Genomic DNA, 24,919 nt, shown 5'->3' with positions numbered 1-24,919 from the left:
CCGGGAATTGGGGATTATTTCTTGCGCTGGCGCGTGACGAAGAAGGCGGCAGCCAGCAGGATGAAGCTGCCGACGACGAGCCGCTGCCAGGTGCTGGGAATGCCGACCATGACGAGCACGCTGTTGATGACAACGATCAGGAGCACGCCGAGTAGGGTGCCGAGGACCGTGCCGGTGCCGCCGGTGATGCGCGCGCCGCCGAGTACGACGGCCGCGATGACGTTGATCTCGGTGCCAACGAGATCGAAGGGATTTGCCTGCCGGTTGGCGCAGACATGGATGATGCCGGCAAGGCCCGCGAGCGCGCCCGCATAGCCGAACAGGAAAACATGCACGGTGCGCAGGTTGTACCCGAGACGGCTTGCGATGTCGGCATTGCCGCCGACGGCGAAGATGGCGCGGCCCATCAGGGTACGGTTGAGGATCCACCAGGTCACGAAGGCGGCAATGGGCAGGACGAGGAAGTAGAACGGCAGCGTGATCAATGCGCCATTGGCGGATTCGAGCTGCAGGAGCGGCATGCGCCCGAAGCTGCCCATCTGCGGCGGCAGCGACATGATCCAGACCGTACCGATGAAGGAGAGCAGGAAGCCGCGGAAGAGATACTGCGTGCCGATGGTGACGATCAGCGATGGCACCTTCAGGTGATGAACGAGCAGGCCGTTGACAATGCCGAGCGCCGCGCCGCCGACCGTCGCCATGAGAATGATGAGGGCGATGGGCAGGTTCGGCAGATAGGTCTGCACCAGCACGGTCATCGAATACATGGTGAAGGCCGCGATCGCCGTGAAGGACACGTCGATGCCGCCTGCCGCCAGGATGATGAAGACGCCGAGCGCGAAAAGCCCCATGACCACGCTGGCGCGGCCGATGTCGATAAGCGTCGAGGGTTGCAGGAAGGCCGGGTTGGCGATGGTGACGCCGACACAGATTGCGACCAGGAGCAGGAACGTGATGGTTTCCGGTCGGCGGCGCACGAGTTCGCTGAAGCTGAAGGAACGCGACGGGCCGGCGGTGCCGTGGAGTTCATCGGTTCGTGAGGCACTCATTGCATGGTCTCCGTCGTGGTCGCCAGCATTGCTTTGTAGAGCTGGTCTTCGGTTGCCTCTCCGGCGCCCATTTCCGCGACCACCCGGCCGCCGTTCATGACGAGGATGCGGTCGGCGTTCTGAAGGAGTTCGGGCAGGTCGTCGCTGACGATGACGAGCCCCATGCCCGCTTCGGCAAGGGCCTGGATGACGCGATAGATCGTGTCCTTGGAGCCGACATCGACGCCGACGGTGGGCCCGTGCAGCACCAGCAGTTTCGGTGCGATGCTCAGCCACCGGCCGATCAGCACGCGCTGCTGGTTGCCGCCCGAGAGCGCCCCGACAGGCAGATCGAGGTTCTTCGTGTTGAGCCGCATCTCCTCGGAAAGACGGGCGGCGATCCCGCGTCCTTCTTCCCGGTCGACAACGCCAAGCGAATTGGCAAGGCGCGAAACGATGAGGGCGATTTCGTTCTCGAAGATCGACTTGTCCAGGAAGAGACCTTCGGCAAGCCGGTCCTCCGGGACATAGCCGATACCATGCGCGATGGCTTCCGCAGGCGAGCGGACGGAAACGACCTTGCCATCGAGTGTCACTGTGCCGCCTGTGGCAGGGGCAACGCCGGTCAGGGCCAGGGCAAGCTCGTTGCGGCCGGAATCGGCAAGACCCGTAATGCCGAGAATTTCGCCCTTTTTCAGGGAGAAGCTCATCTCCCGCACGCCATCGACAACGAGCCGCTCCACTTTGAGCAGCTCCTTGTCTGACAGTTTGCCCGTGCGGTAGCGCTGGGCATCGATGGAACGACCGGTCATCAGTTCGGCGAGTTCCTTCTTGCTGTAGGTTTCGATAGGCCCCTGAGCGACGCACTGGCCGTCCCGGAAAACGACGGCGTGGCCGCCGATGCGATAGCATTCGTCCAGCTTGTGCGTGACGAAGAGTACGGCGACGTTTTCAGTGCGCAGGCGCTCGACGACCTGGATGAGGTTGTCCACTTCCTTGCGTGTCAGTGACGTGGTCGGCTCGTCCATGATGACGAGTTTGGCGCGGGTCGCTATGGCCCGGGCGATTGCGACAAGCTGGCGGGAGGCGAGCGGCAGGTCGGAAACGATGGTGTTGAGGAAGGTCCGGTCGCTCGGCAGGCCTGCGGCGGCCAGCGCCCGCTCCGCGGTTTCCTTCAACCGCTTGCGATCGAAGAGACGTGCGAGACGGCCGCTGGCGTCCACCAGCTGCTCGTTCATCGCGACGTTCTCGGCGACCGTCAGATTAGGCAGCAGCGACAGATCCTGGTAGACGGTCTCGATGCCAGCGGCGAGCGACTGGATCGGTGTCAGCGACGCAAAGGTCTCGCCACCCAGCACGATCTCGCCTGACGTCGGGGCATGCGCACCCGACATGATCTTGATGACGGTGCTCTTGCCGCACCCGTTCTCGCCGAGAAGGTGGTAGGCCTCGCCCGGATGGAGCGTCAGATCGATGCCGCGCAGGGCATGGACGCCGCCGAACCACTTCTGGATGTTCCTGAGTTCAAGGAGCGCTGCCGGTTGCTGCGCTGTTTGTGCTTGTGCCGCCACGGAAATTGTCCTCATGCTGACCGGCGTTTTGCCACGCCGGACGATCCCGGCCGGAAGGGGAACCTTCCGGCCGGCTGACGGTTTGTCGATTAGAACAGGTGTTCCTTGTAGGTCGCCTTGTCGGCGAGGACCATGCCGTTGCCGAGGATCAGCAGGCCCTTGCCCGGGCCCTGCTTGACCGAGACCTTGTTGTAACCTTCGACGCCGAGGTCCATGCCGTCGGTGACTTCCTTCTTCTCCAGCAGCAGGCGTGCGACGGCGTTCATCGCCATGCCGGCCTTCTGCGGGTCCCAGAAGCCAATCGCCGTGATGGCACCGGATTCCAGCAGGTCGGCCGAGGGGTTCGGCAGGCCGGTGCCGACGAGGCAGACCTTGCCGCTCAGACCCGCTTCGTCGATAGCGCGACCGACACCGAGCACGTCGTTGCCCGCCGAGGTCTGGAAGCCCTTGATGTCGGGGTGCTTGCGCAGGAGTTCCTTGGCTTTCTCATAGGTGCCGTTGGCATCGTCGAAGGATTCGTTGTTCGGATCGACGAGTTCCATGCCGGCATGTTTCTTGGCGTTCTCCTCACCGGCGCCGACCCACTGCATGTGCGTGCGGCTGCCGAGCGAGCCGACGAAGGTCGTCCACTTGCCTTCCTTGCCCATGCATTCGGCGAGGCGTTCGTTCAGGGCCGCGCCATAGTCTGCATTGTCGAAGGCCTCGACGTCGGCATGGGTGTTCACCTGGTTATCGGCTTCATGGGTGACGACGACGATGCCGCGCTCCATGGCGCGCTGGAAGGTGCCTTCCAGAACGGCCGGGTCCATCGGCACGACGGCAAGGGCGTTGACGCCCTTGGCAACGAGGTCGTTGACGATCTGCAGCTGCTGGGCCGAGTCCGCTGTTGCCGGGCCACTCTGGCTTGCAACGACGTCCGGATTGGCTTCCTGATAAGCCACGACGCCGGTGTTCATGCGGTCGAACCACGGAATGCCGCTGATCTTGACCACGGTGGCGATGACCGGCTTTTCCTGTGCGACCAGCGTGCCGATCGAGCCGGCAAGCGCAACGGCCGCAACTGTGGTTCCAGCCAGTACCTTCTTCGAAAACGATTTCATGTTTTCCTCCACGAATTTTCCCTCCTGTTTCACTTCGGCGTTTGAGGGACAGGCACCGAAGGGGTTGGCGAGCGGCGTCCCGGGGACAGGAAGCCAGCGATGTCGTAGCGGCCGACGGCCAGGAAGGTGAGCAACAGCAGCCCCCAGGCGAAATCACGCACGAAATTGGAAAGGCCGCTGAAATTGAGCAGGCTCGACATGAGCTGCAGGGCGATGGCGCTGAGGACGACGCAGACGACGCGCCCATAGCCGCCCTCCGGCTTCACCCCGGCCATCACGGCAATGAGGATGGCGATGAGCAGGTACGAGCTGCCGTAGTCGAACTTCACATTGACGTTGCGTGCCGCGATGATGATGCCGACAAGGCCCGACAGCAGGCCGGATATCGCGTAGGTGGCGACGATCACGCCGTTCCTAGGAAAGCCTGCATAGACGGCGGCCTTGGGATTGGTGCCCATCAGCATCAGCCACAGGCCATAGGGCGTGAACTTCAGCAATGCGGCGACAGCGGCTGCGACCAGAACGAAGACGAGGAAGCCGATCGGAACCCCGGCGATCATGTCGTTGCCGATACCCGACAGCAGCGCGGGGCTGCCGACCGTCACGGCCTTGCCGCCGGAGACGACCACGGCGAGCCCCATGAAGGCCATCTGCGTCCCGAGTGTGCAGAGGATGGGCGTGATGTTCAGCCGAGAGATGAGGACACCGTTGATGATGCCGCCGGCAAGGCCGACGAGGAGGGCGCCCAGGATGAAGGCGAGACTGAAGGCCGTGCCGCTTTCCGCCGCCGAGATAAACGACGAGACGATGACAGCCGACAGGACGCCGGAAAGGTTAGCGAGCGCAATGCCCGAAAGATCGATACCGCCATTGCCGGCGCACATGGCGAGCATCACGCCGATGGCCAGGAGACCGATTTCCGGAACCTGGCTTGCCATGGACTGAAGATTGAAGAGGGAAAGGAACGAGCCGCCGGAAATCAGGGCGCCCGCCACCAGCAAAAGGCCGTTTATGACAGCAAGCATCGCCAGCTGTCTGCCGGTTTTTTGCATGATTTCCTCCCATTTGTTTACTAAACAAAGTCTAGCTTCACTAAAACGCTAGCAAAGGACTTTTGGCCTGACAAGCCCCGTCGGAGCGGAAAATTGGTTGCGAACGGGGTCGATTTGCCCTAGGTCTCGCAAAGTTCATCTAAATCGTTTAGTAAACTTGTTCGCAGTCGCAGCATGAAAAGGCCCGCATCTCCGCATGAAGAAACCGGGAAAACCGACCATCAGGGATATTGCCGAGACGGCAGGCGTATCGCCCGCGACGGTTTCGCTCGTATTGAACGGCAAGGGAGAGATTTCCGGCGTGACGCGGGCGCGGGTGCTGGAGGCGGTGGCAAACCTCAACTACGTACCCCGGGCAACGCGAAGCAGTGCGGAGCCCGGCGAAACACTGCGTTTCCTGAAGATCGCCAAGCATGGCCATACCGTCAACCGCGACCATAGCGTCTTCATCTCCGACTATATCGACGGCATGTCCGCCGAGGCGACACGGCGCAACTACACGCTGGAGGTCGTGAGCTTCGAGGGCCAGCCGATCAGCACGGTGGCGGAATCGCTGGCCGGCGCGCCGATATCAGGCGTCATCGCGCTCGGTACGGAGCTGACGGAAGCCGATATCAGGCTTATCCAGGGCCTGGGTTTCCCGACCGTCTTCATCGATACGTTCTATGACGTGCTCGAAGCGAATTTCGTCGATATGAACAACGAGGATGCGGTCTACAAGGTGCTCTCGCGTTTCCGCATGCAGGGGTTCCAGCGTATCGGCTTTGTCGCTTCTCATGTCGACACGACCAACTTCCGCCTGCGCCGCGAAGCGTTCTTCAAGAACATGGAGCGGCTGGGCCTGCCGGTGAACGGGGCTGACATCCTCTCGGTGGAATCGACCTATGACGGCGCCTATCTCGATACGCGCGCGCTGCTGTCGGCCGGGCTCGATCTTGCGGAATGTTATTTCTGCACGAACGACATCATCGCCTACGGCTTCATCCGCGCACTTCGCGAACATGGCATTTCGATTCCGCAAGACGTCTCGATCATCGGCTTCGACAACCTGCCGCAGAGCGCGACGATGGAACCGGGGTTGACGACGATCGACGTGTCGAAGCGCAAGATCGGCTATCTCGCCGTCACCGTGCTCGATGACCTCATCGCCGCCGCCGAGCCTCAGCCGCCGGTCAAGATCCTCGTTGGCGCGGAGCTCGTTCTGCGCGCCAGCCACGAGCACGGTGTCTCGAAGACGGTGCCGGAGCGCCCGAAGCGCAAAACCCGGCAGCCGGCGCAATAGAACCTGGGAGAAGCATCATGGAATACAGGACGCTCGGCCGCACGGGCCTCAAGGTTTCGGCGATCGCCATGGGCACCTTCTCCTTCGGCGGGGTCGGCGCCTTTGCCCGGGTCGCCAACCAGGGTGTCACCGAAGCGCGCCGTCTCATCGACTGCTGCATCGACGGCGGTGTGAACCTCTTCGACACGGCCAACATGTATTCGCTCGGTCGCTCGGAGGAAATTCTCGGCGAAGCGCTCGGTGACAAGCGCGAAAAGGTGCTGATCTCGTCCAAGGCCCGCATGCGTATCGGCGATGGGCCGAACGATGAAGGCACGTCGCGCTACCATCTCATCCGCGAATGCGAGCGCAGCCTCAAGCGGCTGAAGACCGACCACATCGACATCTACTTCATGCATGAATGGGACGGTGTGACACCGGTCGAAGAAATGCTGTCGGCACTCGATACACTGTGCCAGCAGGGCAAGATCCGCTATGTCGGCTGCTCCAACTATTCCGGCTGGCACATCATGAAGGCGCTCGGCTTGGCGGAGGCGAAGAACCTGCCGCGCTTCGTGACCCAGCAGATCCACTACACGCTTGAGGCACGCGAAGCCGAATACGAGCTTCTGCCGATTTCTGTCGATCAGGGCCTCGGCGTCATGGTTTGGAGCCCGCTCGCCGCCGGTCTGCTTTCCGGTGCCTTCGGACGCGACAGGGCGCCTGCCGATTCCCGTCAGGCCGTCGGTTGGAGCGAACCACCGATCCGGGACCGGGAGCGCCTGTGGTCGATCGTCGACGCGCTTGAGGTCATCGCCAAAACCCGTGGTGTCTCGGTGGCACAGGTCTCACTGGCCTGGACCCTCTCGCGCCCTGCCGTTACAAGTCTCGTGGTCGGCGGCCTCAGCGAGGATCAGTTCCGTGACAACATCGCCGCTGTCGATCTGAAGCTGAGCGAGGAGGAGCTGGACGCGCTGAACAAGGTCAGCCGCCCACCTTACATCTACCCTTACTGGCACCAGCACAACTTCGCCGCCGCGCGCTTCAGTGCTGGCGACCAGGCCCTGCACGACAGCTACGCAGATCTCGGCATGATCTAGGCTCAGGGCTCGTTGATCAGATCCAGAATATGACGGCGGCTGTGATGCAGATGGCGGATAAGAATGTGTGTGCGCACCGGTCGTAGAGTGTTGCGATGCGCCGCCAATCCTTGAGTTTGGCGAACAGGTTCTCGACCTTGTGGCGCTGACGGTAGAGCGTCTTGTTGTAGGCGAATGGGACTTTGCGGCTGCGACTGGATGGGATGCAGGGCTCGATGCCTCTGGCTTCGAGCTCCTGGCGGAACCAGGCGCTGTCAAAACCGCGATCGGCGATGAGGTGTTCGGCCGGCGGCAGGGCATCAAGCATGAGGCGCGCGCCTTTGTGGTCGCTCATCTGGCCTTGCGACAGGAGCAAGATGATCGGCCGGCCGTCACCGTCGCAGACGGTGTGGAGCTTGGAGTTCAGCCCGCCCTTGGTTCGCCCGATACGACGGGAAATATCCCCTTTTTTAGCAGGCTCGCCGCGGTGCGATGAGCCTTCAGTTGCGTCGATCATGATGCGTTCGGGTTTTGGCCCTTCACCCGCAAGGCCAGCGAAGATGCGGTCGAACACGCCCATTAGGCTCCAGCGGACGAAGCGGTTGAAGAGCGTCTTGTGCGGGCCATACCCTATCGGCGCGTCCTTCCACTGCAAGCCGTTCCTGATGACATAGACGATGCCGCTGATCACTCGCCGGTCGTCAACCCTCGGAACACCGTGCGACAGCGGGAGGAACGGCGATATCAGCGCCATCTGGCGCTCGCTCAGCGCAAAAGATCACCCATCACAGCCTCCTTCAACAGAGATCCTGAATCACATCTCAATCCAAATTAATAGGTCCTGAGCCTAGGCGATATGTAAGGATCCGGTTGCGGCAAGTTATGGCGCTTCTCTCGCATGCGGAGATGATCCTGCATGTGAGGGAGGCGCCATAAATTATTGACTATGCTCGGGAGGATAGCAAAGTCAGTGTCTGCTGGCAGTCTTGCAGGCGCGGGATTACGCGTGCGGTGCCTTTGGCCGTCATCCTACCTGCTGCGCGAGGTCCGGGTCCACTCGGTCTTCGGATTCGTGATCGAGACCGTGCCGAGCCGCTCGTTCGTCCGTTCGACCTTACCATTGTCGAGTACGCGGAACGTGACGTCGGGGTCGGAAAGCGAGCGGGCGGTATCGCCCGGCTTGCCGTGTCCCTGGACGATGCTGCCCAGCACGCTGCTTGTCGCGTTCATCCCGCTGTTGGCCGATGCCGAAGCCGAGGCGGCGGCGAAGAGGAGGAGGGTGATGGTGGCGATCTTGATGGTCATGGTGTTGTCCTCGTCATAGCGCTGCTTCGTTGCAGCAGGAGGACAGTACGAAGCGGATTTCACGCCCCCATCGCGTGAAGCTTACAAATTTGTCAAAGCATAGTGCGGGAAAGCGGGACTTGTTTTGTCTGGATATGTGCTCATGGATGCTTCTTTCTGTCCAGGCGCAAGGCGAACCCCGCCGGTTGTCTTGAGTGATCCATTCTCTTTCAAGATGACAGAGGAAGTGTATCAAAAATACAACAATCTCTCGCCGAGCGCCCGGCTTACAGTGCTGTAAACTTCAGGTAAATCTGCCGAAAACTTGGGCGCGCCAAGTGGAGCGGCCCCGACATTGGGGTAGTTGCTCTTCTTGAGGTGAAAGATGAAATCCATTCGCACCGTCCTGTTGGCCGCCGCTGCTGCGTCAACCTCTTCCTTTGCCTACTCGGCCGATGCCGTGGTCGCCGCCGACCCGGAACCCATGGAATATGTCCGCGTCTGTGATGCCTTCGGCAACGGCTATTTCTACATTCCCGGAACGGAAACCTGCCTGAAGTTCAGCGGCTATGTCCGCTTCGACGTTCAGGGCGGCGAGGCGCTCGGCCGTGACACCGATCTTGACGGCGATGGCGATGCCTTCGATGCCCGTTCCCGTTCGTTGCTCCGCATCGATACTGCGTCCGATACGGAGTATGGCCCGCTGAAAACGCATACCGAGATTCGATTCAATTATCACGGCGGCTATGCAGGCCCGAACTACGCCTCGTCGGGTTATGATGCCGGTACAGACATCTTCCTCTACCAGGCCTTTATCGATTTCTATGGCTTCCGTGTCGGTAAGGGCGAGTCCGCATTCACGACATACACGAACTATGCCGGCAATGTCATTCAGGACTGGGTGACGAAGTACGGACCGTTCGAGACCAACTTCATCGCCTACAACTATGACAATGGTAACGGTCTCACCGGCGTGCTCAGCCTCGAAGACGACCGCGGCGAGGGCAAGGGCTACATGCCCGATTTCGTGGTCGGTATCGGTTATTCGGCAGGCGCCTATGGCGTCAAGCTCGTCGCGGGTTACGACGAATCGATGAAGGAAGGCGGGATCAAGGCCCGTGTTGACGGATCCTTCGGCGGTTTTTCTGCCTTTTTCATGGCCGGCTGGAACACTGATGGCGACCGCGGGCCGAATCGTTTCGCTGCCTGGTCCGGCGACTACGCGCTCTGGGCTGGCGTTTCCGCCCCCCTGGCTGAAAAATTCGTGCTGAACACCCAGCTTTCCTATGACGAAGCCGACAATTTCGCTGCGGTCGCCAATGTGGACTTCAAAGTCGTGGACGGCTTCACCGTCACGCCGGAGGTTCTCTACATGGACAATTTCGACCGCAAGGACGCCGACGCCTGGGGTGGCATGCTCCGCTTCCAGCGCAAGTTCTGACCATGAAGACCGGGCGCCCTTGGTGCCCGGTCCCGAAGCCTTTCGCATATATCACAAATTTGTAAACAAGCTTGTCTCAGTTTCGTCCAAACAACCCGCAATCGATCTGGCGGGCGGCGCTGCTTCCATCTGCGCTTCGCCCGGTGGAAGCATGAGGGCCTGAATGAAGATTCTTTTACTCGAGGACGACAGCAAGACGGCCTCGTATCTGGTCAAGGGCCTCTCCTCGGAGGGGCATGTCGTGGATCATGTTACGGATGGGCGGGATGCGCTGGCACTTGGTCTCGATTGCACCTACGAGGTGATGATCGTCGATCGCATGGTCCTCGGCCTCGATGGCCTGAGCCTCGTCAAGGCGCTGCGCTCGGCCCATGTCCAGACACCCGTCCTGTTCCTGACCGCGATGAGCGGTATCGACGACAAGGTCGAAGGTCTGCAGGCCGGCGCTGACGACTACCTCGCCAAACCCTTCGTGTTTTCCGAACTGATGGCGCGGATCGGCGCCCTGACACGCCGGCCACCGCTCTCCCAGGAAAAGACGCGCCTCAAGGTCGGAGACCTGGAGGTCGATCTGATGCGCCGGACCGCCGAGCGCGCCGGTACACCGATCGAGCTGTTGCCGCGCGAATTCGCTCTGCTGGAGCTCCTGATGCGCAATGAAGGCCGGGTTCTGACGAAGACGATGCTGCTCGAGCGGATCTGGAACTTCAACTTCGATCCGCAGAGCACCGTTGTCGAGACCCATATCAGCCGGCTGCGGGCTAAGATCGACAAGCCCTATGGCCGCTCCCTTCTGCATACGGTGCGCGGCAACGGATATTCCCTGCATGCGCGGCAGTAGCTTCCTGCGCAGTACGGCGCTGAAGCATGCCGCCGCCTACATGATGCTGTTCGCGGTTGCCAATCTCAGTGCCAATCTTATCGCCCATCGCATGGTGCTGAATTTCCTCGACGATCGCCTCAATGCCAGTGTCCTGGAGCGGTTTCGCGAAATCTCCTCCGCCTTTGACGTGGGGGGCGTTGCCGCGGCGGTCACGATGATCAAGAGCCATGGGCCGGCGATCCGGGGGGAGGAATCCGTCTACAATCTGCGGGATCCAGGCGGCCGGCTTCTCGCTGGAAATGCCGAACTGCCGCAGGCGGGCAAGGGGTTCTCGAGCCTCAATCCGGCGCGTTCGGACGACGGCGCACTCGCCTACAAGCTCTATCGCGGCGACCTTGGTGACTATGCCCTGACGGTGGGGGTGAGCTACAAAGACACCGACAGGCTGACGCGGATCGTGACGACCAGCTTCGGCTGGGCGACGGCGATCTCCTTCGGCCTTGGGACCGGGGGCGCCATCCTCGTTGCCGGGCGGCTGCGTCGGCGCGTCCGAAGGCTGGTCAGGGTCGCCCATGCGATTGGCAATGGCGAACTTGACCTCAGGCTTCCAGTCTCCCGGCAGGATGATGAAGTCGATCATTTGGCCAAGGAACTGAACGGGGCCATCGGGCAGCTGGAATCGAGCGTCACCGCGCTGAAGCAGGTGACGACCGACATCGCGCACGACCTGAAGACGCCGCTCGGCCGGGTCTTTCTGATGCTGGACGAGTCCCTGCAAGCGCAGGATGCAGAAAGCGGCCGCGCCTTCACAAGTGCCGCGCTCTCGGAGCTCGCCGGCATTTCGACCACCTTCGATGCTCTCCTGCGGATCGCCCAGATTGAGGCGCGCGACCGCCGCACGAATTTCCGGTTCTTCGATCTGCAAACCCTTCTTGCCGATATCCACGATGCGTTTCGGCCGATTGCGGAGGATGACGGCTACATCCTGCATCTTGAATGCGACGGCGCGGCCATTGTCTTTGGCGATGCCGATCTCATCCGCCAATTGTGTGTGAACCTTCTCACCAACGCGCTGCGCCACACGCCGCCAGGCACGACGATCGAAATCGCATCGCGTCTCACGCCCGGCCATGTGCATCTTGTCATATCCGACAACGGTCCGGGCATTCCCGATCGCGAGCGCGGGAAGGTCTTCGACCGCTTCTACAGGCTGGACAAGAGCCGGAATTCGCCGGGAACCGGCCTCGGGTTGAGCCTCGTCAAGGCGATCGGTGAATTGCACGGCGGCACAGTGGCCCTGTCCGACAATGCGCCCGGGCTTGTCTGCACCGTGCGCCTGCCATCTGCCGGCTGATCCGGACGGTCCACGCTTCGCCAGTTTGAATTTTTGTAAGCTTCCCGCCGAACTGCCACAAAGTCCGCGCACTATCATTGGCGCGGATACGGAGGAGACCTGCCCATACCGTTTCCACTGCCGCCTGCTCGAGACTGACCTCCTCGGGCAGGCGGCATGCGTTTGTCCGGGGTGGATCGCCGTCCTCACGTCGAAGCGAGTTGGGAAAGCCTCCCGACGATGTTCTCGTCTTTGGCTACCCGGCAGATTTCGCCGCGTCCACGCCCTCCGCATCCGCAAGTGCGCGAAGGAAATGGTCGTTCTCCTCCCGCGAGCCGATGCTGACACGGATGAATGTCTCGAAGCCGGGTTGCTTCCAAGGTTTGACGATGACGCCACGCTTCAGCAGCGCTACGGCCAGATCCGAAGCGTTCTTTCCGGCATCGACGAACAGGAAGTTCCCTTTCGACGGCGCGATCCGGTAGCCGGCGGCAGCGAGGGCCGTCTTCAGCCGTTCCCGTTCCGCAAGGGCGCTCTTGACCGATTGCGCGAGGTGATCCAGGTCTTCGAGGGCGACGACCGCCGAGGCTTGGGCAATTGCGTTGGTGTTGAACGGGGTGCGGGCGCGGTTGAAAAAATCGCAGAGACCGGTGTCGCTGACGACGCCGTAGCCGATACGCAGGCCCGCGAGGCCGTAGGCCTTGGAGAAGGTGCGCAGCACCACCCAGGGGATATCCTTGCCCTTGAGCATGTCGATCGCCGACGGATAGTCGTCGCCGGCGGCATATTCCGCATAGGCCTCGTCGATGACCAGCAGCGTCTCTGCGTCGAGCGCGGCGATGACTGCCGCCAGCTCGTCCGGTGTCAGCCAGCAGCCGACCGGGTTCATCGGGTTGGAGAACATCAGCATGCGCGGCTTGCGGGCTGCGGCGGCAAGGAGCGCCGCCATGTCGATGGTCAGGTTCTCGGTCACCGGCACGCGCTCGATCCGGCCACCCATCAGCGCCGTATAGTCTTCATGCAACGGGAAGGAGGGGTAGAGCGTCGCGACTGTGTCGCCGGGGCGCACGACCGAGCGGCAGATGACGCCGATCAGGTCTTCCGAGCCGTTGCCGAGGATGACCTGCCGGCTATCGACGCCGAAGCTGGCGGCGAGCCGGGTGCAGAGGGCGCGGCCCTGCGGATCGGGATAGAGGCGGGCGAGTTCGCCGATGTCGGAAAACAGCCGTCGCAAGGCCGGCGAGGGGCCAAGGGGGTTCTCGTTGGAGCCGAGCTTGGCGATGGTGTCCACCTGATACGTGGCCCGCACTTCTTCGAGCGTCAGACCGGCATTGTAGGGCGGGATAGAGCGGATTTCTCCGCGGATCAGGCTTGAAGGGTCTGCCATTTTGCGGCTCCATGCGATCAGTTTGCCATGCCGCATTCATACGCCCGGAATTTTGATCTGTATATATGTATAGACATTTTCTTGCGGAAGTGCTGTCCTCTGGCAGGAAGTCAATCGAGGTGCCGCCATGAACCGTCCGATCTTCGATCTCTCCAGCCGCCGCGCGCTTGTCACCGGGGCCAGCCGCGGGATCGGCCAGGCCATTGCGGTGGCGCTTGCCGAAGCCGGGGCCGATGTCGCCGTCACGGCGCGTGCGCTTGAGGGGCTGGCGGAGACCCGGGCGCTGGTGGAAAAAGCCGGACGGCGCTGCGTGGCGCTCGTGCAGGATGTCCGCGACGTGGAGGCCAGTGCGGCCGTGACGGCCGTGGCGGCCGATGCGCTGGGCGGCCTCGACATCCTCATCAACAATGCCGGCTTCGAAAATGTCCGCCCCTCCTTCGATGTCGATGAGGCCCTGTGGGAATCGATCCTCTCGACGAATCTGAAGGGCGCCTTCTTCTGTGCGCAGGCGGCGGGCCGCATCATGGCCAGGTCCGGTGGCGGCGCGATCGTCAATCTCTGCTCGCTGACCTCCTATGTCGGCATTCCGACGGCTGTGCCCTATGGAGCGTCAAAATCGGGTCTTCTCGGCGTGACGCGGGCGCTTGCCACGGAGTGGGCGCCGCACAATATTCGCGTCAACGCCATTGCCCCCGGCTACTTCCGCACGGCCATGACGGAGGCGTTCTACGAGAACGAAGAGTGGCAGACGCGGATGCTGGACAAGATCCCGCAACGCCGCTTTGGTGGTGAAGGCGATATCGGCGGTGTGGCGGTTTTCCTGTGCAGTGATGCGGCCGCCTATGTCACCGGCCATTGCATTCCGGTCGATGGCGGCTACCTTGCCTCGATCTGACAGCGCCAGCGCCTTGTATCGCTCGCGCCGTCTTTAGAGGCAGGCGTGAGAGGCGATTTTTCGCTATTGCACAAAATTTAGGCGGATGGTTTTGCAGTGCAAAAAATGCGCATATTTGGTTGACGGAGCTTGTATGCATATGTATAGACAACCTTACAAGATGCTCGGTCGCCCGCCCGCGGCCGTAGTGGCAAGAGGAAGCCTTCCAGCGCCCCTGCGTCGCCGGTAGGGCAGCACAGGGGAATGTCATGGGCGTTGTCGATGTCGAACAGCGTGCGGCCGAGCCGCTCGACCGGGTTGCGGTCTCCGTCAAAGATGTCAGCATGGTCTTCGGCAATGTCCATGCCGTAAAGAGCGCATCCTTCGATCTGCCGAAAGGCCGGTTTCTCACCATCCTCGGGCCTTCGGGATCCGGCAAGACGACCTTGCTGCGCATGATCGCCGGCTTCGATCGCCCGACCGGCGGCGAGATCTTCATCAATGGCCAGCCTGTCAGCGCCGTGCCGCCGCATGGCCGGGCTATCGGCATGGTGTTCCAGAAACTGGCGCTTTTCCCGCACATGACAGCGGGGGAGAATGTCGCCTTCCCGTTGAAGATGCGCCGCCACGATGCCCGCCGCATACCGGAGAAGGTGGAGCGCTATCTCGATCTCGTCCGCCTTGGCGGCTACGGAAACCGGCGTATCAACGAGCTTTCCGGCGGCCAGCAGCAACGCGTGGCCATTGCCCGTGCCCTGGTGTTCGAGCCGGATCTCCTGCTGCTCGACGAGCCGCTTGCCGCGCTCGACCGCAAGCTGCGTGAGGAAATGCAGCTGGAGTTCCGCCGTATCCAGAAGGAGCTCGGCGTCACGACGATCAACGTCACACACGACCAGCGCGAGGCACTTGTCGTTTCCGATGAGATCGTCGTCATGGACGGTGGCTCGATCCAGCAGAAGGCGCGCCCGGTGGATGCCTATCGTGCGCCCTCGAACGCTTTCGTCGCCAACTTCATCGGCGTCACCAACTTCATCGAGGGCAGGGTGGTCGAGCTTGCCGGAGCGCGCGCGACGATCGAAGCCAGCGGTCTTCGCCTTGCCGGCCTTGCGGCGGACGCAACGCTTGCGACCGGAAAGGCCGGCACCGGCGCGGTGCGGGCCGAGCAGATCCGCGTCGCGCCCAGGAACGGTCGGCTGGATGGCCTCGAAACCGTTGTCGATGGCCTCGTGGACGACTGCATCTTCGAGGGCGAGCGCGTCGTCTATGAAATCCGGGTTCCACAGCTCGGCGACGTCATGATGCGCGTCTTCGATCACGACCCCGAATCCCATTTGCAGTTCGGCCCGGGCGACGCGGTACGCCTCGGCTGGAATGCGAGGGACATGCATGTCTTTGCAAGATAACCAACGAAGGCTGAGCCAGAGGAGAACGCGTAATGTCGCATGATAAATTTTCTTCCATGCAGATCCGTCGCCGCACGCTGCTGGCGTCGATGGCCGCGGCCGGTGCGTCCGCAGGTCTTTCGACGCTCGGCGTCAGCCGCGCCTTTGCCCAGGAGCCTGAAAAGCCGGCCGAGATCATCGTCCGCGCCTGGGGCGGAAGCTGGGTCGAGGCGCTGAAGGCCGGTGTTTCCGACAGCTTCACCAAGGCGACGGGGATTGCCGTCCGTCATGACCTGACGGAAGACAACGAGATCCAGCCGAAGGTCTGGGCTGCCGTCGCCCAGAAGCGCGTGCCGCCGATCCACATCAACTGGGACACGACCACCAACGCCACCAAGTCGGCGCTGCGCGGTGTGACGGAAGACCTGTCGGACCTGCCGAACCTCAAGAACACCACCGATCTTGCCAAGCCCGTCGGGCTCGATGGCTATCCGATCGTCAACACCTATGGTTATGTCTACGTGCTGGCCTACCGCCCGTCGGCCTTCCCGAACGGTGCACCGAAGTCCTGGAAGGATCTTCTTGATCCGAAGCTGAAGGGCCGCATCGCGCTCTACAACGACGGCATCGGCTTCCACTTCCCGGCGCAGGTCGCCGGCGGCGGCAAGTTGGAGGACATTCCCGGCAACATGCAGCCGGCCTGGGACTTCATCTCGAAGATCAAGGAGCAGCAGCCGCTGCTCGGCGAGGATCCGGACTTCACCACCTGGTTCCAGAAGGGTGAGATCGACGCCGCCTGCACCATTTCGACCAATGTGCGCGAAGCCAAGAAGAACGGCATCGAGCTTGCCTGGGTGGTGCCGGAAGAGGGCGCGAAGTTCGATACGGACGGCCTGTGGATCCCGAAGGGCCTGCCGGAAAACGAACTCTACTGGGCCAAGCAGTACATCAACCATGCGCTGACCAAGGAAGCCCAGCAGGTCTGGCTTGACGGTCTCGGCCTGCCCGGCGTCGTGCCCGGCCTTACCCCGCCGGCCGACCTCGTCAACGACCCGTCCTACCCGACCACGGAAGAGGCCTTCAAGCACCTCATCCGCATCTCGTCCAAGGTGCAGGTCGAGAACGAGAGCCAGTGGTTCGCCAAGTTCAAGGAAATCATGCAGGGCTGATGCCCTGTCTGCCCGCCGCACACCATCGGCGGCGGGCACTCTCCTTTCGTTAAGAGGATCGGTTCATGCGCACTCCCCGTGCCGCATATCCCGTGACATGGCGTGTCATGGATATGCTCGAACGCCTTGCGGCCGCCGTCTGGCCATCGAGTTTCCAGCGGGGCTTGCCCTATCTCATGCTCATGCCGGCGATCGTTCTGGTGGGGCTGCTGGTGCTCGGCCTCCTGCAGATCGGCGATACGAGCCTCAGGACGCTCGATACCAGCACGTTTCTGATGTCGGAGACCTACACGCTCGCCAACTACCAGCGTGCGCTGACGGAGAGTTTCTTTGCGACGGTGGCCGGCCGCAGCCTGATGGGCTCGCTGATCGTCACCGCGGTTACGCTGCTCTTTGCCTTCCCCTATGCCTACCTGATGGTGCGCACGCCCTCCTCGGCGCTGCGCAAGTTCCTGCTGGTCGCTCTCTTCCTGCCGTTCTTCATCGGCCAGGTCGTGCGCGCCTATGGTTGGCTCATCATCCTCGGCAACCAGGGCATGGTCAACGAGGCGCTGGGGCTCGTCGGTGTACCGCCGATGCGGCTGCTCTACAATTATCCGGCCGTGCTGTTCGGCCTCGTACAATACATGCTGCCCTTCGCGGTGCTGATGCTGGCTCCGGCGCTGACGGCCATCCCGAACGAGCTGGAGGCTGCTGCCGCCTCGCTTGGCGCCGGCTGGGTGCGCACCTTCCGCCATGTCGTGCTGCCTTTGTCCCGTCCGGGCCTTGTCGGCGCCGGTCTCGTCGTCGTCACGCTGTCGCTGACGGACTTCGCCATCCCCGCCATCCTTGGTGGCGGCACCCAGGATTTCATCGCCAATGCGATCTACGACCAGTTCTTCCGCACCTCCGATCAGGGGCTCGGCGCGACGCTGTCGCTGATGCTCGTCGCCGTCGGATCCATCCTCGTCGGGGTCGTCTTCATGCTCTTCGGCGCCGGCACGCTTGCCATGGGGGAGACGCGAAAATGACCGGCAGCCACAGCAAATCCGTCGTCCTGTGGACCTTCGTCGTCGCCGCGCTTCTCATGCTCTCCGCGCCAACCATCGTGGTGCTTGGCGCCTCGTTCACGGCCGGCAACATCATCACCTTCCCGCCGGACGGCCTTTCTCTCAAATGGTATGGCGCGATTTTGCAGGCAAGCGATCTCCGGCAGGCATTCCTGCGCTCGCTGATCGTCGCCACCATCTGCACCATCGTCGCCATCCCCGTCGGCACGCTTGCCGGCATCGCCCTTGCCAAGTACCGCGTGCGCTTCGCCCGCTCCATCCAGATCTATCTGCTGCTGCCCTTCACCATCCCGTTGATCGGCTCCGGTATCGGCCTGATGCTGGTCTTCGGCAATGCCGGCGTGCTCGGCAAGCTGTGGCCCGTCGGCATTGCCTGCTGCGTCATCAACCTGCCCTTCATGATCTGGGCCGTAACTGCGAGTGCCAGCAACCTCTCGCCCGACCTGGAGCTGGCGGCGGCCAATTGCGGGGCGCCGCCCGTGCAGCGTTTCCTCTACATCACGCTTCCGGCGGTGCTGCCGGGCGTCATCACCGGCTCGCTCCTGATGTTCATCCTCGCGCTCAACGAGTTCCTGGTCAGCCTGCTCCTGGTGGATGCCCGAAGCGTTACGCTGCCGGTGCAGATCTACAATTCCATCCGGTCGATCATCACGCCGGATCTGGCCGCCATCTCGGTGGTCTTCATCGCCTGTGCCGCCGTGGCGATCGCCCTGCTCGATCGCCTGGTCGGTCTCGACATCTTCCTCAAATCGAAGTGACCCTTCGGCCCTTAGGGGCCAGCCATAAGGACAAGACGATGACATCAGTGTCTTTCTACGAGTATTCCAGGCTCAACGCCGAGGAGAAGGCGGCCCTCCTGCGCCGGTCGGAGAGCGATATTTCGAGCTTCATCGAGAAGGCCGCGCCGATCCTGGAGGCCGTGCGCACCGAAGGCGACAAGGCGCTGGCGCGTTTCGGGCGCGAGCTCGACAAGGCCGCCGTGACCGAAGCCAACCTCAAGGTCACCGAGGCGGAGTTCGACGCGGCCTTCAAGCTGGTCGATGCGAGCGTCGTGGAATCCATCCAGTTCGGTATCGACAACATCCGCACCTTCCATGAGGAGCAGAAGCCGGAGGCCATGTGGCTGAAGGAGATCCGGCCCGGCGCCTTTGCCGGTGACCGTTTTACGCCCATCCAGTCGGTCGCCCTCTATGTGCCGCGCGGTAAGGGCTCCTTCCCCTCGGTGACGATGATGACCTCGGTTCCCGCTGTTGTGGCCGGCGTGCCGAACCTTGCCATCGTCACGCCGCCGGCGCCGGACGGCTCTGTCGATGCCGCGACGCTGGTCGCCGCGCGCCTTGCCAGCGTGGAGACGGTCTATAAGGTCGGCGGGGCCCAGGCCGTGGCCGCGGTCGCCTACGGTACCGAAACCGTCAAACCGGCGCTGAAGATCGTCGGACCGGGCAGCCCCTGGGTGGTCGCCGCCAAGCGCTCGCTGTCCGGTGTCATCGATACCGGTCTTCCGGCCGGCCCTTCGGAGGTGATGATCCTTGCGGATGAAACGGTGCATGGCGGGCTTGCCGCGCTCGATCTCTTGATCGAGGCCGAACACGGCCCGGATTCGTCTGCCTACCTCGTCACCCACAGCCGCCGGGTCGCGGAGGAGGCGCTTGCCGCCCTGCCGGACCACTGGGCGCGCATGTCGGAGCAGCGCGTCGCCTTCTCCAAGGCTGTGCTCACCGGCAAGACGGGCGGCATCGTGCTTACGAGCTCGATCGAGGAAAGCTACGCCTTCGTCAATGCCTATGCGCCGGAGCATCTCGAACTCCTCTCGGAAGAACCCTTCATCCATCTCGGCCATATCACCGAGGCGTCGGAGATCCTGATGGGCACGCACACCCCCGTCAGCATCGCCAATTTCTCGCTCGGTCCGAACGCCGTCCTGCCGACGAGCCGCTGGGCCCGCACCTTCGGTCCGCTCTCCGTGACCGACTTCGTCAAGCGCAGCTCGATCGGTTATGTCACGGCGCCGGCTTACCCGGAATTCGCCCGGCATTCGCACAATCTGGCGGTCTATGAGGGCTTTTCGTCCCATGCGCTGGCCGTGTCGCCGTTGCGCCAGACCTATCTGAAGAAGGGCGGCTGAGACCATGAAGGTGGTGCGGCTCCACGATGCGAAGGACCTGCGGGTGGAGGCGGTGGCCCCGCTTTCCGCACCGTCTGCCGGCTTCGTCAATCTCGCGGTCCGGGCCGCCGGCATCTGCGGCTCCGACCTGCACAACTACCGCACCGGCCAGTGGATCACACGCCGGCCTTCGACGGCGGGGCATGAGTTCTGTGGCCGCGTGACGGCGGTCGGCGAGGGCGTCGGCCACGTCGCCGTCGGCGATATGGTCTGTGCGGATTCCCGCGTTGGATGCGGCACCTGCCCGGCCTGCCGCAGCGGGCGCGTCAATGTCTGCGAAAGCCTCGGCTTTGTCGGCGAAGCCTGCGATGGAGGCTTTGCCGAGGCGGTGCAACTGCCTGCCCATCTCGTCCTGCGCCATGATGCGGCGCTTTCGCCGCGTGTCGCCGCGATGGCCGAACCGCTGGCGGTGGCGCTCCATGCCGTACGCCGGCTGGCCGCTCCGGCGGGGGAGCCGGTGCTCGTCGTCGGCTGCGGCACGATCGGCGGGCTGAGTGCGCTGCTGCTCTCGCGTCTGCACGACGGCCCGCTTCTTCTCGCAGACCTCAATCCTGAAAAGGCGGCGTTGGTAAAGGCGGTGGCGGGCGGTACGGTGGTTGCCCTGGAGCGGGATGCCCTCGACACGGCGCTTTCCGGCCGGCGGCTGCGCCATGCGCTTGATGCGACGGGCAGTGTCCGGGCCATTGCCGGTGTGCTGGACCTTCTCTCCGGCGGCGGGGCGCTGGCCCTCGTGGGCATCGGCCACGGCAAGCTTGATCTCGACCCCAACACCCTCGTTGAGCGGGAAATTGCGCTCGTCGGCTGTCACGCGTTCGCGGACGAACTTTCTGAGGCTGTCGGCCTGCTTGCCGAGCTTTCCCCGGCGCTTGAGTGCTTGATCGAGGTCCTGCCGGGGCTCGATGCGGTACCGGCGGCCTATGAGCGGCTTTTGCGGGGAGAAAGCCGGGCGCTGAAGACAATCGTCGCGGTGGCCGACTAACCGCTGCGTCATTCCGGTTGCCGGCCCTTCATGCCGGCGGAGACAGTGAACCATGAACACGCTTTCGGATTCGGCATCGCCGCTCTACGAGAAGGTCAAGGATTTCGTCCTCGGCAATATCGGCAGCGGCAAATGGAGCCGCAACAGCCGGCTCCCGTCGGAGAACGAGCTCGTCTCCGCGCTCGGCGTCTCGCGCATGACCGTACACCGGGCCTTGCGGGAACTGACCTCGGAGGGGCACCTGCGCCGCATCCAGGGCGTCGGCACCTTCGTTGCACCGCCCAAGCCGCAATCGACGCTGATCGAGATCAGCAACATCATCACCGAGATCAAGGCGCGCGGCAGCCGCCACCGGGCCGAGGTGGTCGTGCTGGAACGCATCAAGCGGCCGGATCCGGAGCTGCTGCTCGCCTTCGAGTTCGAAGCCGTCCGACCCGTCGACCATTCGGTCTTGATTCATTTCGAGAACGACCTGCCCGTCCAGCTCGAGGAGCGCTACGTCAATCCGGACCTCGTTTCCGGCTATGTCGAGCAGGATTTCAGCATTGCTGCGACCTACGACTATCTGCAGACCGCTACGCCGCTGACCGAGGTCGAGCACCTGATCAGCGCTTTGCCGGCCGGCGAGGAGAATGCGCGGCTCCTGCAAATCCGCCCCGGTGACAGCTGCCTCGTCCTGCACCGCAAGACCTGGACGGGGCCGGTCGTCGCCACCGTCAACACGCTGACCTATGTCGGCAGCCGCTATTCGCTTGGCAGCCGATACCTGCACGGCAGCAAGTAAACCCCGTCCACCCGGAAAGAATGCCATGACCCAGCCCACGAGCCGCACGGCGGAAATCAGGAAGCTCGCCAAGACCGGAAGCGGGGAGGCGGAGCGGCTTTTGGCCGACCTGTTGCGCGATCTCTTTGCAATCGACGCGCGCAATGTGGCGATCAATCACGACCAGTACAGCCTCAACTCGCTGAACGGCTTCTTCGAGACAGACGAGGGTGCCTTCTTCTTCAAATTCCACCAGGAAGAGGGGGAGGAGGCGATGAGCGGCGAGTATTATCGCGCCGACATTCTGGCGAAAGCCGGCCTGCCGGTGGACCAGCCGCTCTTGATGTCGGTGCTGCCCGGCGAGCAGATCCTCGTCTATCGCCGCCGCACCGATCCGCGCTTCTCCGACGTCTTGCGGGCGCTGGACATGAAGGACGATGTCGCGGCACGCGAAAAAGCCGTCGAGGCCGAGCGCGGGCTGAGCGAGGCCGTGCTGAAGGTCTATCTCGACACGCTGCATCCGGTGAGTGCCGCCGAGGTTGCCGCCGAGCCGATCCACCGGCTGTTCTACGAGCGCCTGATCGATGCGCCGGCCGGCAGCTATCCCGGCGGGCGGCTTTCGCGCTTCTATGTCGGTGAGGATTTTGCCTTCCCCGGGCTTACGCTTGGCTGGGACCAGCTTTCGCGCTGCCGTTTCGTCATCAACGGCATCGAATATGAGGAGGGGATCGGCGCACTTTTCGACGCCGCGCATCAACGGCTCGCCCCGGCGTGCCTCGCAGATGCCGGCGGCGTCGTCGCCCATGGCGATGCCCACAATGCCAATGTCTGGTACGAGGAGCACGATGGCTCCTCGCGCCTTGCCTTCTTCGATCCGGCCTTTGCCGGTGAGAACATCCCGACGCTGCTCGCCGAGGTGAAGACGACCTTCCACAACATCCTTGCCCATCCCTTTTGGCTGTACGATCCTGCCGAAGCGGCAGCACGGTACGAGGCCAGCGCCGTCCTTGCGGGTGACCGGCTGCACGTCACCATGGACTTCACGCCGAGCCCGTTCCGGCTGGCGCTGCTGGACGTCAAGGCTGAAGCCCTGTGGCGTCCTTTGCTGGCGACCCTGAAGGCGCGCGGCCTGCTGCCCGCCGATTGGCGCCGGGTCGTCAGGCTCGGGCTCTTCCTCTGCCCGACGCTGGTGATGAACCTTCGCGCCGGTGCCACGAGCCACAATCCCGTATCCTCGCTCATCGGCCTTTCCGTTGCGGTGATGGCTGGCAGCGAGCCGGTGGCGGGGGAGGATGCGGTCACCCGCTTCCTCGACGCGATCGACCCCGGCAGAGGCTGATATGGCCCCGGTCAACATCCACGACTTCCGCGACCTCGCCCGGCGTCGCCTGCCGAAGATCTTCTTCGATTACATCGATGGCGGGTCGTTCGAGGAGGAGACCATGCGGGCGAACCGGTCGGATTTCGCCTGCTACGGCCTGCGCCAGACCGTGCTGGTGGAGCCGCGCCCACAGGATCTTTCGACCGCCTACCTCGGGCGCCGCCATCCCCTGCCGTTCATGCTGGGGCCGGTCGGTTTCCTCGGCCTCTATTCCGGCGATGGTGAGGCAAGGACCGTGCGTGCCGCCCATGCCGTCGGCATCCCCTTCTGCCTGTCGACCTTCTCGATCGCCTCGCTTGCCGATCTTCGCGCGGTGACGAACGGGCCGCTGCATTTCCAGCTTTATGTGCTGGAGGATCGCTCGCTTTGCGAGGAGTTCTTGCAGGCAGCAGAAGGGGCCGGCGTCGATACACTGTTCGTCACGGTCGACACGGCCATTACCGGCATTCGCGAACGGGACGTGCGCAACGGTTTCCGCTTGCTGACGCGGGTGACGCCGGGGCTTCTCGCCCGGCTGGCGTTGAAGCCGCGCTGGCTTGCCGATGTCGCACTCCGCGGTATGCCCTCCGTCCGGGCGATCGAGCATCGGCCGGACTTTGGCCGTGGCGCCCTGGAACAGGCGGCCAATCTGTCGCGCCGCATCGACAAGACGCTGTCCTGGAAGGACATCGCCTGGCTGCGGGAGCGCTGGACCGGAAAATTGGTCGTCAAGGGGGTCCTCGCGGCACAGGATGCCGTCACCGCCCGCGACCTCGGCTGCGATGGTGTGGTGATCTCCAATCACGGCGGCCGCCAGCTCGATGGTGCGGTGAGCACCATTGGTGCGCTTCCGGCGATCCGCGCCGCCGTCGGCCCGGATTTCTGCCTCATGCTGGACGGCGGTATCCGCCGCGGTACCGATATTCTCAAGGCAGTGGGGCTCGGCGCCGATGGTGTGATGCTCGGCCGTGCCTATGCCTATGGCCTTGCCGCGCAAGGAGAGGCCGGTGTCGCCGAGGTCATCGCGATCCTGACCCGTGAAATCTCGATCAGTCTCGCTTTGATGGGCATCGCCTCAATCGATGAGCTCAAGGCCGCGGGCAGTGCAGCCGTACGGTATAAGGGCGGTGGGGGCTGACCCAACCGTCTTCACGCGAAAACGATTCAGCGGGGAGTGGGGCTGAAAACCCTTTCCATCCCCCGGCAGGGTGGCCCGAGTTGCGTCTTGACGAACTTTATAATCATGGATAAAAAATATCCGTGATTAGCGAGGTGCAAGATGAAACTCAGCGATGGCGTGGAGCAGGCCATTCACAGCGTGACGATGCTCTCGGGGCTTTCCGCGGATGGCGTTCTGTCGGCAGCTGCTCTCGCGGAATTCCACGGGGTTTCGCCGAGCTATCTTCTGAAGCACCTGCAAGCGCTGTCGGGGGCCGGCATTGTCCAGACTCTTCCGGGTCCGAAGGGCGGATACCGGCTCGCGCGGCCCCCCGAAAAGATCACGCTGCTCGACATCGTGCTCGCTGTGGAGGGGGCAGGCCCGGCATTCCGCTGCAACGAGATCAGGCGGCGCGGGCCAAACCCTCTGCCCGCCCATCTGCTCACCAAGCCCTGCGGGATCAATGCGGCGATGTTGCGCGCGGAGCAGGCCTACCGCGCTGAACTGCGCCGGGTGAGCATTGCCGACATTCTCGCCGATGTCGGTGCGATGGACGATGGCACTATCGTCGCAAGAGGCTGTGCCTTCTTGGACATCCACGAACGAAAGTCAGGCAGCAAGGCCTGATCCGGACATTCCAAACCCTCAAAAGGAGAACACC

General features: G+C 63.1%; 24 protein-coding genes. 16 read left to right on the top strand and 8 right to left on the bottom strand.

Annotated elements, in window-relative coordinates; all coding sequences use genetic code 11:
- Positions 1 to 14: 14 nt before the first annotated feature.
- The 4 genes from AKG11_RS23585 to AKG11_RS23570 form a co-directional block, all read right to left on the bottom strand.
- Positions 15 to 1,049: an ABC transporter permease gene (locus AKG11_RS23585; RefSeq protein ID WP_050745668.1), complete on the bottom strand. Its 1,035-nt coding sequence runs from the start codon at positions 1,047 to 1,049 to the stop codon at positions 15 to 17.
- Positions 1,046 to 2,614 carry a sugar ABC transporter ATP-binding protein gene (locus AKG11_RS23580; protein WP_050745667.1) on the bottom strand — a complete coding sequence of 523 codons (1,569 nt, stop codon included), beginning with the start codon at positions 2,612 to 2,614 and terminating at the stop codon, positions 1,046 to 1,048. The genes AKG11_RS23585 and AKG11_RS23580 overlap by 4 nt, the downstream gene beginning before the upstream one ends.
- 74 nt (positions 2,615 to 2,688) lie before the next feature.
- The gene (locus AKG11_RS23575) at positions 2,689 to 3,699 is read right to left on the bottom strand and encodes a substrate-binding domain-containing protein (protein WP_050745724.1); all 1,011 of its coding nucleotides are present in this window, start codon (positions 3,697 to 3,699) and stop codon (positions 2,689 to 2,691) included.
- Between the two features lie 29 nt (positions 3,700 to 3,728).
- Positions 3,729 to 4,751: an ABC transporter permease gene (locus AKG11_RS23570; protein ID WP_050745666.1), complete on the bottom strand. Its 1,023-nt coding sequence runs from the start codon at positions 4,749 to 4,751 to the stop codon at positions 3,729 to 3,731.
- A 196-nt stretch (positions 4,752 to 4,947) separates the two neighbouring features.
- Between AKG11_RS23570 and AKG11_RS23565 the strand changes: the two genes are divergently transcribed.
- Both AKG11_RS23565 and AKG11_RS23560 read left to right on the top strand, forming a co-directional pair.
- Positions 4,948 to 6,033 carry a LacI family DNA-binding transcriptional regulator gene (locus AKG11_RS23565; protein ID WP_024270401.1) on the top strand — a complete coding sequence of 362 codons (1,086 nt, stop codon included), beginning with the start codon at positions 4,948 to 4,950 and terminating at the stop codon, positions 6,031 to 6,033.
- 17 nt (positions 6,034 to 6,050) lie between these two features.
- Complete coding sequence (locus tag AKG11_RS23560; RefSeq protein ID WP_050745665.1) at positions 6,051 to 7,112, top strand: aldo/keto reductase; 1,062 nt, start codon at positions 6,051 to 6,053, stop codon at positions 7,110 to 7,112.
- 16 nt (positions 7,113 to 7,128) lie between these two features.
- Here the strand turns inward: AKG11_RS23560 and AKG11_RS33785 are convergent, their stop codons facing one another.
- From AKG11_RS33785 to AKG11_RS34655, 3 genes are all read right to left on the bottom strand, one after another.
- Positions 7,129 to 7,860, bottom strand: coding sequence for an IS5 family transposase (locus tag AKG11_RS33785; protein WP_130517721.1), 732 nt, complete (start codon positions 7,858 to 7,860; stop codon positions 7,129 to 7,131).
- A gap of 260 nt (positions 7,861 to 8,120) precedes the next feature.
- Positions 8,121 to 8,396, bottom strand: coding sequence for a hypothetical protein (locus AKG11_RS23550; RefSeq protein ID WP_024270403.1), 276 nt, complete (start codon positions 8,394 to 8,396; stop codon positions 8,121 to 8,123).
- Between the two features lie 231 nt (positions 8,397 to 8,627).
- On the bottom strand, positions 8,628 to 8,771 hold the full coding sequence (locus AKG11_RS34655) for a hypothetical protein (protein ID WP_156334124.1): 144 nt from the start codon (positions 8,769 to 8,771) through the stop codon (positions 8,628 to 8,630).
- Here AKG11_RS34655 and AKG11_RS23545 point away from each other — a divergent pair.
- The 3 genes from AKG11_RS23545 to AKG11_RS23535 all read left to right on the top strand — a co-directional run bounded on the left by AKG11_RS23545 (position 8,761) and on the right by AKG11_RS23535 (position 11,993).
- On the top strand, positions 8,761 to 9,816 hold the full coding sequence (locus AKG11_RS23545) for a porin (protein ID WP_050745664.1): 1,056 nt from the start codon (positions 8,761 to 8,763) through the stop codon (positions 9,814 to 9,816). The two genes, AKG11_RS34655 and AKG11_RS23545, sit on opposite strands and share 11 nt — an antisense overlap.
- A gap of 163 nt (positions 9,817 to 9,979) precedes the next feature.
- A complete protein-coding gene (locus tag AKG11_RS23540) occupies positions 9,980 to 10,657 on the top strand; it encodes a winged helix-turn-helix domain-containing protein (RefSeq protein WP_050745663.1) in 678 nt (225 codons plus the stop codon).
- A complete protein-coding gene (locus tag AKG11_RS23535; RefSeq protein ID WP_050745662.1) occupies positions 10,644 to 11,993 on the top strand; it encodes a sensor histidine kinase in 1,350 nt (449 codons plus the stop codon). The genes AKG11_RS23540 and AKG11_RS23535 overlap by 14 nt, the downstream gene beginning before the upstream one ends.
- A 235-nt stretch (positions 11,994 to 12,228) precedes the next feature.
- Here AKG11_RS23535 and AKG11_RS23530 read toward each other — a convergent pair whose 3' ends face one another.
- Positions 12,229 to 13,359 carry a histidinol-phosphate transaminase gene (locus AKG11_RS23530; RefSeq protein ID WP_050745722.1) on the bottom strand — a complete coding sequence of 377 codons (1,131 nt, stop codon included), beginning with the start codon at positions 13,357 to 13,359 and terminating at the stop codon, positions 12,229 to 12,231.
- Positions 13,360 to 13,486: 127 nt separating this feature from the next.
- On the opposite strand from AKG11_RS23530, the gene AKG11_RS23525 reads away from it, so the two are divergent.
- The 11 genes from AKG11_RS23525 to AKG11_RS23475 all read left to right on the top strand — a co-directional run bounded on the left by AKG11_RS23525 (position 13,487) and on the right by AKG11_RS23475 (position 24,885).
- Positions 13,487 to 14,254, top strand: coding sequence for an SDR family NAD(P)-dependent oxidoreductase (locus AKG11_RS23525; protein ID WP_023517073.1), 768 nt, complete (start codon positions 13,487 to 13,489; stop codon positions 14,252 to 14,254).
- Positions 14,255 to 14,502: 248 nt separating this feature from the next.
- Positions 14,503 to 15,636, top strand: coding sequence for an ABC transporter ATP-binding protein (locus AKG11_RS23520; RefSeq protein ID WP_050745661.1), 1,134 nt, complete (start codon positions 14,503 to 14,505; stop codon positions 15,634 to 15,636).
- A gap of 32 nt (positions 15,637 to 15,668) precedes the next feature.
- Complete coding sequence (locus AKG11_RS23515) at positions 15,669 to 16,784, top strand: ABC transporter substrate-binding protein (protein ID WP_023513490.1); 1,116 nt, start codon at positions 15,669 to 15,671, stop codon at positions 16,782 to 16,784.
- A 65-nt stretch (positions 16,785 to 16,849) separates the two neighbouring features.
- Positions 16,850 to 17,794, top strand: a complete 945-nt coding sequence (locus tag AKG11_RS23510) for an ABC transporter permease (protein ID WP_023513489.1) — start codon at positions 16,850 to 16,852, stop codon at positions 17,792 to 17,794.
- Positions 17,791 to 18,591 (top strand): ABC transporter permease, encoded by an 801-nt coding sequence (locus AKG11_RS23505; RefSeq protein ID WP_050745660.1) that lies wholly within the window; start codon positions 17,791 to 17,793, stop codon positions 18,589 to 18,591. Before AKG11_RS23510 ends, AKG11_RS23505 begins: the two co-directional genes overlap by 4 nt.
- Before the next feature lie 38 nt (positions 18,592 to 18,629).
- A complete protein-coding gene (gene hisD, locus AKG11_RS23500; RefSeq protein WP_050745659.1) occupies positions 18,630 to 19,958 on the top strand; it encodes a histidinol dehydrogenase in 1,329 nt (442 codons plus the stop codon).
- Between the two features lie 4 nt (positions 19,959 to 19,962).
- Positions 19,963 to 20,976 (top strand): zinc-dependent alcohol dehydrogenase, encoded by a 1,014-nt coding sequence (locus tag AKG11_RS23495; protein WP_050745658.1) that lies wholly within the window; start codon positions 19,963 to 19,965, stop codon positions 20,974 to 20,976.
- 52 nt (positions 20,977 to 21,028) lie between these two features.
- Positions 21,029 to 21,760 (top strand): histidine utilization repressor, encoded by a 732-nt coding sequence (gene hutC / locus AKG11_RS23490; protein WP_023513485.1) that lies wholly within the window; start codon positions 21,029 to 21,031, stop codon positions 21,758 to 21,760.
- A 25-nt stretch (positions 21,761 to 21,785) separates the two neighbouring features.
- Entirely contained in the window at positions 21,786 to 23,078 is a 1,293-nt protein-coding gene (locus AKG11_RS23485; protein WP_050745657.1) for a hypothetical protein, read from the top strand.
- A 1-nt stretch (position 23,079) separates the two neighbouring features.
- Complete coding sequence (locus AKG11_RS23480) at positions 23,080 to 24,237, top strand: alpha-hydroxy acid oxidase (protein ID WP_050745656.1); 1,158 nt, start codon at positions 23,080 to 23,082, stop codon at positions 24,235 to 24,237.
- Positions 24,238 to 24,378: 141 nt separating this feature from the next.
- Positions 24,379 to 24,885, top strand: coding sequence for an RrF2 family transcriptional regulator (locus AKG11_RS23475; protein WP_050745655.1), 507 nt, complete (start codon positions 24,379 to 24,381; stop codon positions 24,883 to 24,885).
- The last annotated feature ends 34 nt before the right edge of the window (positions 24,886 to 24,919 follow it).

The organism is Shinella sp. SUS2 (assembly GCF_001262505.1).
In the GTDB taxonomy this organism is placed as follows: Bacteria; Pseudomonadota; Alphaproteobacteria; order Rhizobiales; family Rhizobiaceae; genus Shinella.
This window is presented reverse-complemented; position numbering and strand designations above follow the sequence as displayed.

What these genes read in the sequence shown, in the direction of transcription:
- AKG11_RS23585 (WP_050745668.1), bottom strand. Translation starts at nt 1,049, where the DNA reads ATGAGTGCCTCACGAACCGATGAACTCCACGGCACCGCCGGCCCGTCG.
- AKG11_RS23580 (WP_050745667.1), bottom strand. Translation starts at nt 2,614, where the DNA reads ATGAGGACAATTTCCGTGGCGGCACAAGCACAAACAGCGCAGCAACCG.
- AKG11_RS23575 (WP_050745724.1), bottom strand. Translation starts at nt 3,699, where the DNA reads ATGAAATCGTTTTCGAAGAAGGTACTGGCTGGAACCACAGTTGCGGCC.
- AKG11_RS23570 (WP_050745666.1), bottom strand. Translation starts at nt 4,751, where the DNA reads ATGCAAAAAACCGGCAGACAGCTGGCGATGCTTGCTGTCATAAACGGC.
- AKG11_RS23565 (WP_024270401.1), top strand. Translation starts at nt 4,948, where the DNA reads ATGAAGAAACCGGGAAAACCGACCATCAGGGATATTGCCGAGACGGCA.
- AKG11_RS23560 (WP_050745665.1), top strand. Translation starts at nt 6,051, where the DNA reads ATGGAATACAGGACGCTCGGCCGCACGGGCCTCAAGGTTTCGGCGATC.
- AKG11_RS23550 (WP_024270403.1), bottom strand. Translation starts at nt 8,396, where the DNA reads ATGACCATCAAGATCGCCACCATCACCCTCCTCCTCTTCGCCGCCGCC.
- AKG11_RS23545 (WP_050745664.1), top strand. Translation starts at nt 8,761, where the DNA reads ATGAAATCCATTCGCACCGTCCTGTTGGCCGCCGCTGCTGCGTCAACC.
- AKG11_RS34655 (WP_156334124.1), bottom strand. Translation starts at nt 8,771, where the DNA reads ATGGATTTCATCTTTCACCTCAAGAAGAGCAACTACCCCAATGTCGGG.
- AKG11_RS23540 (WP_050745663.1), top strand. Translation starts at nt 9,980, where the DNA reads ATGAAGATTCTTTTACTCGAGGACGACAGCAAGACGGCCTCGTATCTG.
- AKG11_RS23535 (WP_050745662.1), top strand. Translation starts at nt 10,644, where the DNA reads ATGCGCGGCAGTAGCTTCCTGCGCAGTACGGCGCTGAAGCATGCCGCC.
- AKG11_RS23530 (WP_050745722.1), bottom strand. Translation starts at nt 13,359, where the DNA reads ATGGCAGACCCTTCAAGCCTGATCCGCGGAGAAATCCGCTCTATCCCG.
- AKG11_RS23525 (WP_023517073.1), top strand. Translation starts at nt 13,487, where the DNA reads ATGAACCGTCCGATCTTCGATCTCTCCAGCCGCCGCGCGCTTGTCACC.
- AKG11_RS23520 (WP_050745661.1), top strand. Translation starts at nt 14,503, where the DNA reads ATGGGCGTTGTCGATGTCGAACAGCGTGCGGCCGAGCCGCTCGACCGG.
- AKG11_RS23515 (WP_023513490.1), top strand. Translation starts at nt 15,669, where the DNA reads ATGTCGCATGATAAATTTTCTTCCATGCAGATCCGTCGCCGCACGCTG.
- AKG11_RS23510 (WP_023513489.1), top strand. Translation starts at nt 16,850, where the DNA reads ATGCGCACTCCCCGTGCCGCATATCCCGTGACATGGCGTGTCATGGAT.
- AKG11_RS23505 (WP_050745660.1), top strand. Translation starts at nt 17,791, where the DNA reads ATGACCGGCAGCCACAGCAAATCCGTCGTCCTGTGGACCTTCGTCGTC.
- hisD (WP_050745659.1), top strand. Translation starts at nt 18,630, where the DNA reads ATGACATCAGTGTCTTTCTACGAGTATTCCAGGCTCAACGCCGAGGAG.
- AKG11_RS23495 (WP_050745658.1), top strand. Translation starts at nt 19,963, where the DNA reads ATGAAGGTGGTGCGGCTCCACGATGCGAAGGACCTGCGGGTGGAGGCG.
- hutC (WP_023513485.1), top strand. Translation starts at nt 21,029, where the DNA reads ATGAACACGCTTTCGGATTCGGCATCGCCGCTCTACGAGAAGGTCAAG.
- AKG11_RS23485 (WP_050745657.1), top strand. Translation starts at nt 21,786, where the DNA reads ATGACCCAGCCCACGAGCCGCACGGCGGAAATCAGGAAGCTCGCCAAG.
- AKG11_RS23480 (WP_050745656.1), top strand. Translation starts at nt 23,080, where the DNA reads ATGGCCCCGGTCAACATCCACGACTTCCGCGACCTCGCCCGGCGTCGC.
- AKG11_RS23475 (WP_050745655.1), top strand. Translation starts at nt 24,379, where the DNA reads ATGAAACTCAGCGATGGCGTGGAGCAGGCCATTCACAGCGTGACGATG.